This is a genomic window from Sphingomonas sp. BGYR3 (genome assembly GCF_025153455.1).
Lineage (GTDB): Bacteria > Pseudomonadota > Alphaproteobacteria > Sphingomonadales > Sphingomonadaceae > Sphingomonas.
The window spans coordinates 256,949-268,869 of record NZ_JANZNT010000001.1 but is presented as its reverse complement, the minus strand read 5'-3'; the positions used below and the strand labels follow the sequence as shown (position 1 = coordinate 268,869).

Below are 11,921 nucleotides of genomic sequence, written 5' to 3'. Positions count from 1 at the left end.
CGATGAGCACCACCACGATCCCGGCGGGCGGCGAACGGACCGAATATTTCGAGCTGGACGAGCATCCGCATCCCGAAGGGCACAGCACCATGCTGGGCTTCTGGATCTATCTGATGAGCGACTGCCTCATCTTTGCGATCCTGTTCGCCTGCTACGCCGTGCTCGGCGGCAATTTCGCCGCCGGGCCAGCCCCTCGCGATCTGTTCGATCTGCCGCTGGTCGCGCTCAACACCGCGATGCTGCTGTTTTCGTCGATCACCTATGGCTTTGCCATGATCCAGATGCAGGCGGGGCGCGTACGCGGCACGCAGACCTGGCTGGCGATTACTGGTCTGTTCGGTGCCGCGTTCCTAGCGATCGAGCTGTATGAGTTCGCCCACCTGATCCATATCGGCGCGACGCCCCAGCGCAGCGCGTTCCTTTCCGCCTTTTTCACGCTGGTCGGAACGCACGGCCTGCACGTCACCTTCGGTCTGATCTGGCTGGTAACCCTGATCGTTCAGCTGGGCGTTCACGGCCTTAATCCTGCCAATCAGCGCCGTGTGGCGTGCCTCAGCCTGTTCTGGCACTTTCTGGATGTAATCTGGATCGGCGTCTTCACCTTTGTCTATCTGATGGGAATGCTGCGATGAGCGCTGAACCTGTTGCCGTCCATGGCGATGATGCGAACGAGCATCATGGCATCGAAATCCCGCACGCCACGATGCGCGATTATGTGACCGGATTTGTCCTGTCCGTCCTGCTGACCGCTATCCCCTTTGGCCTCGTGATGACCGGCGCGCTATCGCCGGCCGTTACAGCCGTCACCATCATGCTGTTCGCGGTGGCGCAGATCATCGTCCACATGATCTATTTCCTGCACATGACGCCCAAGGCAGAGGGCGGGTGGAGCCTGACCTCGCTCGTGTTCACCATCATCGTGGTGTTCATCATGCTGGCCGGGTCGCTGTGGGTGATGAGCCATCTGAACAGCAACATGATGCCGATGCCGCAGGGGATGGAGATGACGCCCGACACGACGAACCCGGTCCCGTGACGATCCGGCCCGCCACTGCCCGTTTCGGGCTGGCAGGCCTTTTGATCCTGCTCGCCATTGCCGGGGTTGCGCTGGGCATATGGCAGATCCAGCGGATGGAGTGGAAAGCGGCCCTGATCGCGTCGGTCAATGCGCGCATCGCGGCCGCTCCGGTTGCCGCGCCGGGGCCGGACAGCTGGCGTAGGCTTACCCAGGCGGCCGACGCCTATCGCCGGGTGGTCGCCACCGGTCGCTTTCGCCACGACCGGGAAACGCTGGTCCAGGCGGTGACCGATCGCGGTGCCGGCTATTGGGTGCTGACCCCGCTGGAAACCGGGCGCTTTACCCTGATCGTCAATCGCGGCTTTGTGCCGTCCGACCGGCGCGACCCGGCGACCCGGCTGAACGGCAATCCCGGCGGACCCGTCACGGTCACCGGCCTGCTGCGCCTGACTGAGCCGGGCGGCGGATTTCTGCGCAGCAACGATCCCGCCGCCGACCGCTGGTATTCACGCGACATCACCACAATCGCCCGTGCGCGCGGGCTTGCCAATGTCGCCCCCTATTTCATCGACGCCGACGCCCGGCCCAATGCCGGCGGATATCCGGTCGGCGGGCTGACCGTCGTGCGATTTTCCGACAACCACCTTGTTTACGCCCTGACTTGGTTTGCGCTTGCGCTAGGATGCGGCTGGGGTGCCTGGCTGGTCCTGCGACGGGTTGCCGGCCCGGCCTCCGCTGACTAATGATCAGACAAATGAGCGGGCGAGGCTCCGCTATCGGGGGCAAGGGTGTCGCGGATCCAACTGGAAATCTGTGTCGATGGACTGGATGGCGCGCAGGCCGCGATTGACGGCGGGGCCGACCGGATCGAACTGTGCAGCGCGCTCGCGCTTGGCGGTCTGACGCCCAGCATCGGCCTGGCTTCGCTGGTCGTCCCGCTGGCGCAGGCGGCGGGGGTCCGGGTTCATGCCATGGTTCGCCCGCGCGGCGGCGATTTCGTCTATTCCCCCGCCGAACGCCGGACCTTGATGGCCGAGGCCGCTGGGCTGATCGCCGCCGGGGTCGATGGCCTTGTGTTCGGGGCCCTGGACGGTGCTAAACTGGACGATGGCCTGCTGGCCGAATTCGTTGGCGCGGCGCGCAGGGGCCGGCCTGATCTGACGCTGGCCCTGCATCGCGCGGTGGACCTGCTGCCCGATCCGGTCGAGGCGGTCGACATGGCCGCGCGGCTGGGGTTCGATCATATCCTGACATCGGGCGGCGCGGAGCGGGCGATCGACTCGCTGCCCGTGCTGCGCAGCATGGTGATGCGGGCGGGCGATCGCATCGGCATTCTGCCCGGTTCCGGCATCCGGGCGGACAATGCGCGCAGGATCCTTATCGAAACCGGCGCGTCGCAGCTTCATGCCTCCGCCAGCATGGACGGCGATGCACCGGACCCGCGCGTCCTCGCCCTTGGCTTTGCCAGCGGGCCGCCCCGGATCACCAGCGTGGACGCGGTCCGCAACCTACGAAAGGCGATCGACGCGTGACGATGCTCAGCCGCCGCACCTTGCTGCTTTCCACCGGCGCGCTTGGCCTCCCGCTGCCTGCCCTGGCCCGCCATTCGGGGGCATTGGGATCGAAATTCGCGGATGAACCGCTGCTCCACGGTCTGGCCCCGGTCGATGCCCTGCCCCAGCCCCTGCCGGTGACCGAGCCGGGCCGCCGCCTGCTCAACCGCGGCTGGCTGTTTCATGAAGGGGACATCGATACCCCGCCGCCCGTCAGTCACAACGACACCTATGGCAATGCAAAGGCCGGCAATGCGCGCGGCCCCGCCGCCGTCAACTTCGACGACAGCGACTGGCAACCGGTGACGCTACCCCATGACTGGGCATCGCATCAGCCGTTCGTTCAGACCGCCAATGTGTCGCAGGGGTATCGCCCGCGCGGCATCGGGTGGTACCGCCGGACGCTGCGCCTTGATCCGGCACAGCGCGGGAAGAAGCTGGAACTGCAATTCGGCGCCGTCGCGACCGAGGCGACGGTGTGGATCAACGGCAGCCGGGCGGCCCGCAACTTCTCCGGCTATAACGGCTTTACCGTCGACCTGACCCCCTATTCGCGGTTCGGGGACGACCTCAACCAGATCGTGGTCAAGGCGGATGCCGTGCCCATGGAGGGGTGGTGGTACGAAGGGGCCGGCATCTACCGTGACGTCTGGCTGGCCGTCCGGCCGCCCATTTCGATTGCCACCAATGGCGTCCATTGCGACCCCCGCCTGATCGACGGGCAATGGCAGGTGCGGGTTACCGTGACGCTGGAAAGCGTGGCGGATGCGCCGGGCGCTCAGACGGTGACGGTGGAATTGCGCGATCCGGACGGCCGCCTGATCGTCAGCGACAGCGTGTCGGCTCAGGTCCCGGCGCTTGGCACGGCCGAAGCGCGGCTGACCCTGAACCCAGGCACCATCCGCCTCTGGTCGATCGAACAGCCGACGCTGTACACCGTCACCGTTATCGCCGGAGAGGATCGGCGCGTGATCCCCATCGGGTTCCGCACCATCCGCTTCGATGCCGACCGGGGCTTTCTGCTGAACGACCGGCCGGTCAAGCTGAAGGGCGTGTGCCTGCATCAGGATCATGCCGGAACCGGCGTCGCGGTGCCCGACACGCTGCTGGAATGGCGGCTTCGGCGGATGAAGGACATGGGCGTCAACGCCATCCGCTGTTCGCACAATGCGCAGGCAGAGGCGTTCTATCACCTGTGCGACCGCATGGGCTTTGTCGTCATGGACGAAAACCGGGTATTCAATCCCGCGCCCGAAAATCTGGCTCAGCTGACCTGGCTGGTCCGCGCGCACCGCAATCACCCCAGCATCATCCTGTGGTCGGTGTTCAACGAGGAACCGATGCAGGGCACCGCCTCTGGCGTCGCCATGGTGCGCCGGATGCAGGCAGCGGTGCGTGCGCTGGACGACAGCAGGCCGGTGACGGCGGCGATGAACGGATCCTTTTACGATCCGGTGAATGTGTCCCAGGTCGTCGATGTCATGGGCTTCAATTACTATCAGGGCGATTATGACGGCTTTCACGCCGCCAATCCGCGCCTGCCGGTGACGAGTTCGGAAGATACCAGCGCCTTCATGACGCGCGGCGCCTATGCCACCGACCGCGCGGCGCACGTCATGTCATCGATGGATGATGAGGCCGCCGACTGGGGCGCCACGCATCGCAAGGCATGGGCGGCGATTGCGGCCCGCCCCTTTGTCGCCGGCGGCTTTGTATGGACCGGGTTCGACTATCATGGCGAGCCGACGCCGTTCGAATGGCCGACAACGTCCAGCTTTTTCGGCATCCTCGACCTGTGCGGTTTTGCCAAGACCGCCTATGACATCCACCGCGCGCACTGGATCGACGATCAGCCGGTCGTCGCCGTCGCCCCGCACTGGACCTGGCCGGGGCGGGAGGGAAAGCCCGTCGACCTGCTGGTCACCAGCAATACGGAACGCGTCCGCGTGATCGTGAACCGCCGGATCGTGGGCGAGGCGGCGTGCGACCGGATCATGGGGAACAGCTTTACGGTGCCCTATGCCCCCGGCACGCTGGAGGTTCAGGGGCTGCGCGGCGGGCGCGTGGTCACGCGTTCCGTCCACCGCACTGCCGGACCGGCGGTTGCGCTGCGTCTGACGCCTGCACGGACGCGGGTGCGCGGGGATGGTGAGGATGCGATGCCCGTCACCATCGATGCCGTGGATGCCGATGGCAACCATGTGCCCACGGAAAACCGGATGGTCACCCTGTCGCTGAATGGCGCATCCATCATCGGCCTTGGCAATGGCGACCCCAATTCGCATGAGCCGGAAAAGGGCAATCGACGCTCGCTGTTCAACGGCCTGGCTCAGGCGATCCTGCTGGCAGACGAGGGCGCGGGCCGCATCGTCCTGAAAGCAAGTGCAGACGGTCTGCGTCCGGTAACGCTGACCCTGCCCCGCATCGCCAGCGAGCCGCGCCCGTTCGTCCCCGTGCAGCCGTCGGTGATCAGCATCCGCAACTGGAGACGCTCGCCGGCAACCGCAGCGATGCCTGACCCCGCATCGCGCCCGGCGGATGGCGACAACAATCTATGGGCGTTCGTGAACAGCGGCACCCCCACACCGCCCGATCCCACCCCGCAATGGCGCGTCTATCGGGCAGAGCTGCCGCTTCGCCGCCGGATCAGGGAACGGGGCGGCGTCGTCCGGTTCGCCGCTGTTGCGGGCAATGCACGCTTTTATGCCGATGGCGTGCTGGTGGCTGAACGAACGGGCCGGGCGGACGGGCCGGCCGAACTGACCATTCCGCCGGGCACCCGGTTCCTGTCGGTGCTGATCCAGTCGGTGCCCGGAACCCCGTCCGGCATTACCGGACGGGTATCCCTGTCCGCGGAATGATCCGGGGGATCAGCGGAACCCGTTGATCCCCGCAATGGCGATGCGCGGCGCTGCCACCGCCGGAGCCGGAAAGCGCAGCCGCAGATACCGGGCCTTGCGCGGCTGGATAAAGGCCGGGCGCTGCGTGGCGCGGGCATAGTTGATGTTCGAAAACTCGCCCTCGCCCGCCGCGGTCCATGCTTTGCCGTCCACGCTCGTCTCCGCAATCCAGCGCGACGGCGGTGCGGCCTCCGGGTCGATATGCCGCGTCGGGGTCAGCGTGAAGCCGCGCAGCATTTCCTCGCGCTGCAGGTCGAACGTGACTTCGGCGGGCGCGGCGGATTGCCATGCGGTCTTCGCATTATCGTCCATCAGCGCACCGTTCCCCGCTGCGCTCGCCGCAACGACCTTCCATCCGCGGCTGGGGATCAGGCTTGGGTCGTTCGATACCGCCGGCGGCAGTTCGGCGGGCGCCACCGACCGGTACAGCCCGATGCTGCGCAGCGCAGGCCCGGCCTCTGCCTCCACCGTGCGAAAGCGGACGCGGCGCGGCGCAATCGGCGCGGCCAGCCGGACATGGCGCTGCGGCCCGACCATCGCCTTTTCGGCAATGGCCCGCCACGTGGTGCCATCGTCGGAAACATCGATGGCAAAGCGGGTGACGCGCAGACCCAGCGGCAGCCATTCCTTCAACTCGATTAGGTCGAATGCACGCCCCGGTGGCAGGTCCAGCGTCAGCGTCGCGTCCTTCGCATCGGCGGGCGCGCACCAGAAACTGTCGGGATTGCCGTCCACGACATTGCCGGCCGTGGATCCGATATCGGCGCTGGCGGTCACCACCGCCCCCTGGGCAAGGTCCGTGGCAAAAGTAGCGCGAAGGGCATCGCCGAACGCCTTCAGGCTGGCGACATCCCGGTCGGGGATGCGGCCGCGCCGATCCGGCGGAATGTTGAGGTGAAACGTCGTGCCATGGCCCACCGACCGGTCGAACATCTCCATCAGCGTCGCGGGCGTCTTGACGTGCGCATCCTCGTCCGCGTGATAGAACCAGCCGGGGCGGATCGACACGTTGGTTTCGGCCGGCCACCACAGCTCGCCACCGCGAACGCCGGGATAGCCGTTTTCCTGAGTATAGGGGATGTTGGGCATGGTCGGCCAGCACGGGTCGCCCGCATGCCCCTCCTCATTGCCGACCCAGCGGATGTCCGCGCCCAGCGGGTCGAAGGTGCAGGCATCGGGCTGAAGCTCGTGCACCAGCTTCACGATCGACGGCCAGTCATAATAGCGCGGCGCATCGATCCGCCGCGTCTCCCGCGCCCCGCCATAATAGCCGTCGCCCCCATTGGCGCCGTCGAACCAAACCTCGAACAGCTTGCCATAGCGAGTGCACAATTCGGTCAGTGTCGCGCGGTAATAATCGATATAGGCCGGGCGGCCATATTCGGCATAATTCCGGTCCCAGGGCGACAGGTACAGCCCATAGTTCAGCCCCGCCCGGCGGCATGCCTCGCCCAGTTCGCCGACGATATCGCCCTTGCCATTCCTGTACGGCGTATTGCGGATGCAATGTTCGGTCAGCATCGTCGGCCACAGGCAGAACCCGTCATGATGCTTGGCCGTCAGGATCAGGCCGGTCATGCCCGCCGCCTTGGCCACGCCCGCAATCTGATCGGGGTCGAAATCGGTCGGGTTGAACAGCGCCGGATCCTCGTCGCCGAACCCCCATTCCTTGTCGGTGAAGGTGTTGATCGAAAAATGGACGAAGCCGTAAAAGCGGCGATCATGCCATTTCAGCTGACGGGCGGACGGCACCGCGCCCCATGGCGCGGGCAGCGGAGCAGCGCCGCCCGCACTGGCAATTCCGCCGGGGCTGCACGCGGCGGCACCGCCCATAGCCATGCTGCTGGCCAGCAACGCGCGGCGGGATAGGCTGGGGTTCATGGTTTGGCTCCTTGATCGGGATTTCGGGATTGGGGGATCAGCCACACCTCGGCGATCTGTCGCCCGCGCCCGCCGCCGCCAATGCCGGGCGGGCGATGCCATTCCAGGGTCAGTTCGCCGTCAGCGGTTGCGTCAAGGGGCAGGTCGATGTCGACCAGCTGCGGATTGGTCTTGCGCGGCATGAACGGGATCAGTTCCTTGCCATTGGCCATCAGCCGCAACGGCAGGGCATAATCCTCTCCCGCCCAGCTATAGCGAAGGCGATAACGCCGGTCCCGCTCCAGCCCGGCATAGCGCAGGGTCAGCGGATGCTCGAACAGCGCCTCGGCATAGCTGAGTTGCGCCATCCGCCACTTCGCGCCGGGCACCGCATCGGCCACGCCGTCGATGGCGCTGACCAAACCCTGCGGATCGGCCGGATAGCCTGGTCCGCGCACCAGATGCGGCTCGGCATCGGGATCGCCCAGATCGTCATACAGCGCCAGCTGCCCCATGCCCCAACGGTCGCCAATCGCCAGGATCGCGGCGCCGCGCTCCGGCTCGGGCTGCGCCATCGCCGCCGTCAGATCGGCCTCTACGGCCTGCCGGTCGTTCAGGTCGATGTCCGCCCGGTCCAGATTGGCGCCCCGCTCCCAGTTGGATGCGCCATATCGAGCCACCGACAACTGCATCCGCGCGCTGCGCCACAATGCCTCGGCCAGCTGGTCCAGCCGGGCGCGCAGCGGGGCAACGATACCGGGTTCCGGCCGGGCATAGGCGGCGCGGGCCGCGGCAACCGCTGCCTCCGCGCCGATCGCCTGCACCTGCCGCAGCGAATAAAGCGCCTCGGCCTGCCGCGCCTCAGCCGCGCCCAGACGGTGCCGGACCAGCGCATCATAGACCGCGCGATAGCGATACAGGTCGATGCGCCAGTCCGCCCATCGTGCCGGTTTCAGCGAGTCGATCCGCGTCAGTGTCTCGTTGATGCCCGCATTGCCCGCCGGATCGCCGCGCCAGTTCGCCTCCAGCCGCGCCGGGATATCGGCAAAGGCCGGATCGCCGACGAACATCCGGGCATAATCCGCCGCGACAGTCGCGCCATCGACCGCCGGGTTCCATCCCATGGCCAGCCAGTGATGTACGTTCCAGTCGTCGTTCACCCCTTCGGAATAGGTCACCGCCCCGCGCATCCCTGGCGTCATGACGGCGAAGGCCGCAGCCATGGCTGCTGGCCGGGGGTTTACCGGCTCCCGCCCCTGCGTCAGGGCAAAGGCGGGATGCCAGTTCAGCACCGGCAATTGCGCGTGCATGGCATGGGCAGTGTCGGGATAAAGTTCGACCGGAAACCGGCCGGCCAGCCGGCGGATATGTTCGGCAGCGGTGATCCGCGTCTGCGGCCCGACGAACACCGCGCTCAGCCAGTCGGGGCGGGCATCCGTCTCCCGAAAAAACGCATCCAGCCGCGCGGCATCGAATCCCTGTGTCGATATCAGCAGTTCGGCACCGGGAAAGCGCCGCCGCATCGCCCCCGCCAGCCGCTTGGCCAACGGAAACAGCCGCTCCGGGCTGGTATGACCAGGATCGCCGCCGGGCAGATAAACGGCGTCCAGCGCGGGCATCGATGCAACCAGCGCATCGAACCGCGCCACTTCGGCATCGTCCACCGCTCCGCCGTCATAGTCGCCGAGCAGGGGATAGAAGATCGCCGCATCCAGCCCCAGCCGGTCGCTGGCCGCCGCCATGGCGCGCACCGCCTGTTCCGGTGGCACCGGGAACAGAGGCGATGTTGCGGCATCGTCGCTAACCGGGGCAACAATCTGGATGCGGTTCGCGCCCCACAGGGCGAAATCCTCGATCCGCCGCTCCAGCATGGCGGGGGTCCAGGCATCATAGCTGTTGTTCTTGAACCGGTATCCGATCTGCGTCCCCCGCACTGGCTGGACCGGTGACTCGCTGATCGCGGCGGTCATCGCCAAGGAAAGCCCGTCCGAACGCCGCAGCAGCCACCCGGCCGCATAGACATGGCCCCGGCGCTGCGCTGCGCTGACCGTCAATGCCGTGGCGCCGGTCCGTTCGATGCGAAACCCCTCGCCCGTCCCGGCCTTCTGCCGGAACCGGATGGTTGCGCTGCACGCGTCTGCCTGGCCCGCCAAGGCTCCGCGTTCGGTCAGCCGCCGTTGCAGCAGCGCACCCGCTACTGCGGCATCCCCCTTTGCCTCGATACAGGGGCGGGACAGATCGATCGGCATTGCCGGCGCGGCAGCCGCCAAGCCAGCGATCAGCACACCGGCAATCACGCCCGCTGGCCCGGCCGATCCTGCGGCGCGGCGGCAAAGGCGCGGTTCGGCGTCCGCCCCATCTCGAACCGCAGTGTTCCGCCCTGCATCAGCGTCGCATGGTCGATCCAGCCGCGCGTCCATGGCTGCCCGCGCCAGCGCACCGACTGGACATAGGGCGCATCCGGTGCATTGCCCGCCGCCTCGACGATCAGCCGCCTGCCATTGCCCAGCCGCAGTTCTGCCCGATCGAACAACGGGCTGCCCAGCACATATTGGGTGCTGACCGGATCGACGGGATAAAATCCGAGTGAGGACAGAATGAACCACGCGCTCATCTGTCCGCAATCGTCATTGCCAATGATGCCGTCCGGCTTGGCGGCATACATTTCGGTCAACAGCCGCCGGACCATCGCCTGCGTCTTCCATGCCGCCCCGCAATAGGCATAGAGATAGGCGACGTGGTGGCTCGGTTCATTGCCATGGGCATATTGCCCGACCAGTCCCGAGATATCCGGCGGCGCATCGGCGGGCAGAGTGGATGGCCCGTTGAACAGGGCGTCCAGCTTCGCCTCGAACGCCGCATCGCCGCCGATTGCCGCGATCAGGCCGGGTACGTCATGCTGGTTGAGGAACGTCGCCTGCCAGCCATTGCTTTCGGTGAAATCACGCCACCGCTTGGAATGGCCAAAACCGATGGGATCATAGGGTTCGGCCCAGCGGCCATCAGCCATGCGGCCGCGCGCGAAACCGATGCTGCGATCAAAGACATTGGCCCAGTTGCCCGATCGCCGCCGCAGCCGCTCCGCCCCCGCCCGGTCCCCGGCGGCATCGGCCAAATGCGCGGCGGCATAATCGTCATAGGCATATTCCAGCGTGCGCGAGACGCTTTCGAAAATCCGGTCGGCGGGCACATAGCCCAGCTCGTCATACGCCTGGATGCCGCGGCTGTTGTCCAGATCGGGCATGGTCCAGTCGAAACTGCGCCGCGCGGTGTTGGGCCATGCCGCAGCATAATCCGCCTTGATCCCCTTGGCCCTCGCCTCGGCCATTGCCGATACGCCGTGCCAGCCGATCATGCAGCCCGTCTCCACCCCCTGAAGCGGCCAGACCGGCGGCCCGAACGGACTTTGCTGCGTCTGCCGGATCAAGTCCGCGATCATTCGCCGCGTCCGCTCGCCACCGATCAGCGTCTGCAAGGGGTGAAAAGCGCGATAGGTATCCCACAGCGAATAGGCGCTATAGGCGCGCTCGCCCGGCTTTAGTTGATGCACCTTGCGGTCCAGCCCGACGGTGCGGCCGTCGACATCGGAAAACAGCGTGGGGCCAAGGCTGGCGTGATAGAGCGCAGTGGCAGCAATCGTCCGCTGGTCCGCCGTTCCGCCCGCAACCTTCAGCACCGAAAGCTCGCGCGACCAGGCTTTTGCGGCAACCGCGCGATACCGGTCGAACGACCAGTGCTTCGCCTCCGCCCTCAAATTGGCCCGCGCTCCGTTCAGGTCCACGGCCGAAATGCCGCTCCGGATCACGATCGGATCGGCGCCGGCATCGTCGAAATGCAGTGCGACCTTCAGCCGCTTGCCGGTGACGCCGCGCCCGTCGACCGGCCGGTCGCCATCGCCGTAAAACTGCACCCGGTCGGGCGTGCGAGACAGCTGCATGGCGAAAAAGATGCGCCGCCCCTTGGCCCATCGGAACATCCGCCGCGTGCCCGTCAGCGTGCCGTCCGCGTCCAGCGTCAGGGCAGCCTCGTCGATGAACGCGGGAATTTGCGGCTGATCGGCGATCAGGTGCGACAGGTCGATCAGCAGATGACCCGGCCCCGCCGGAAAGCGATACCGATGGATGCCCGTCCGCTCGGTCACGGTCAATTCGGCGCGGACGCCGTTTTCCAGGCTGACCGCATAATAGCCGGGCTCTGCCCGCTCGTCCGAATAACGCTGGCGATATCCTGCATCGGGGTTTTCGCGCGGCCCCGGCTCCAGCAGCACTGGCCCGGTGGCGGGCACCACCAGCACGTCCAGCATGTCCCCGATCCCGGTGCCCGACAGATGGGTGTGGGAAAACCCCATGATCGATCCGTCATCGACATGGTATCCCGAACAATTCTCCCACCGTTCGACGCCGGTGTCGGGCGACAGCTGCACCATCCCGAACGGCATGGATGCGCCGGGAAAGGTATGGCCGGTGCCGCCCGTACCGATGAACAGGTCCGGCGCAGCAACCGCCGGCGGCGCTGCCGCATCGGCTTTGGTGGACGGTGCAGCGCCCGCCAGCGCCAGCCCGCCCGCACCGGCCATCAGGTCCCGGCGCG

Annotated in this window: 8 protein-coding genes; 5 read left to right on the top strand and 3 right to left on the bottom strand. The window is 66.7% G+C overall.

Annotated features, from left to right (window positions below; translation table 11 throughout):
• Nucleotides 1-2: 2 nt before the first annotated feature.
• Genes cyoC through galA form a run of 5 tightly spaced genes read left to right on the top strand, consistent with a single transcriptional unit; the run spans nucleotide 3 to nucleotide 5,432 of the window.
• Nucleotides 3-632 carry a cytochrome o ubiquinol oxidase subunit III gene (gene cyoC / locus NYR55_RS01205; protein ID WP_260019433.1) on the top strand — a complete coding sequence of 210 codons (630 nt, stop codon included), beginning with the start codon at nucleotides 3-5 and terminating at the stop codon, nucleotides 630-632.
• Entirely contained in the window at nucleotides 629-1,036 is a 408-nt protein-coding gene (cyoD, locus tag NYR55_RS01200; RefSeq protein WP_260019432.1) for a cytochrome o ubiquinol oxidase subunit IV, read from the top strand. Before cyoC ends, cyoD begins: the two co-directional genes overlap by 4 nt.
• Nucleotides 1,033-1,761, top strand: a complete 729-nt coding sequence (locus tag NYR55_RS01195) for an SURF1 family protein (RefSeq protein WP_260019431.1) — start codon at nucleotides 1,033-1,035, stop codon at nucleotides 1,759-1,761. Before cyoD ends, NYR55_RS01195 begins: the two co-directional genes overlap by 4 nt.
• Before the next feature lie 45 nt (nucleotides 1,762-1,806).
• Nucleotides 1,807-2,550, top strand: a complete 744-nt coding sequence (locus NYR55_RS01190; protein WP_260019430.1) for a copper homeostasis protein CutC — start codon at nucleotides 1,807-1,809, stop codon at nucleotides 2,548-2,550.
• 2 nt (nucleotides 2,551-2,552) lie between these two features.
• Nucleotides 2,553-5,432, top strand: a complete 2,880-nt coding sequence (gene galA, locus NYR55_RS01185) for a beta-galactosidase GalA (RefSeq protein WP_260021511.1) — start codon at nucleotides 2,553-2,555, stop codon at nucleotides 5,430-5,432.
• A gap of 9 nt (nucleotides 5,433-5,441) precedes the next feature.
• Here galA and NYR55_RS01180 read toward each other — a convergent pair whose 3' ends face one another.
• From NYR55_RS01180 to NYR55_RS01170, 3 genes are read right to left on the bottom strand one after another with little or no spacing between them, the layout of a single operon-like run.
• On the bottom strand, nucleotides 5,442-7,352 hold the full coding sequence (locus NYR55_RS01180; protein ID WP_260019429.1) for an alpha-L-fucosidase: 1,911 nt from the start codon (nucleotides 7,350-7,352) through the stop codon (nucleotides 5,442-5,444).
• The gene (locus tag NYR55_RS01175; protein WP_260019428.1) at nucleotides 7,349-9,601 is read right to left on the bottom strand and encodes a hypothetical protein; all 2,253 of its coding nucleotides are present in this window, start codon (nucleotides 9,599-9,601) and stop codon (nucleotides 7,349-7,351) included. Before NYR55_RS01175 ends, NYR55_RS01180 begins: the two co-directional genes overlap by 4 nt.
• Before the next feature lie 23 nt (nucleotides 9,602-9,624).
• On the bottom strand, nucleotides 9,625-11,907 hold the full coding sequence (locus NYR55_RS01170; RefSeq protein WP_260021510.1) for a GH92 family glycosyl hydrolase: 2,283 nt from the start codon (nucleotides 11,905-11,907) through the stop codon (nucleotides 9,625-9,627).
• Nucleotides 11,908-11,921: the final 14 nt, after the last annotated feature.

Bases quoted from the DNA above. Each gene is read 5' to 3' on its own strand.
- cyoC (WP_260019433.1), top strand. From the start codon at position 3: ATGAGCACCACCACGATCCCGGCGGGCGGCGAACGGACCGAATATTTC.
- cyoD (WP_260019432.1), top strand. From the start codon at position 629: ATGAGCGCTGAACCTGTTGCCGTCCATGGCGATGATGCGAACGAGCAT.
- galA (WP_260021511.1), top strand. From the start codon at position 2,553: ATGCTCAGCCGCCGCACCTTGCTGCTTTCCACCGGCGCGCTTGGCCTC.
- NYR55_RS01180 (WP_260019429.1), bottom strand. From the start codon at position 7,352: ATGAACCCCAGCCTATCCCGCCGCGCGTTGCTGGCCAGCAGCATGGCT.
- NYR55_RS01170 (WP_260021510.1), bottom strand. From the start codon at position 11,907: ATGGCCGGTGCGGGCGGGCTGGCGCTGGCGGGCGCTGCACCGTCCACC.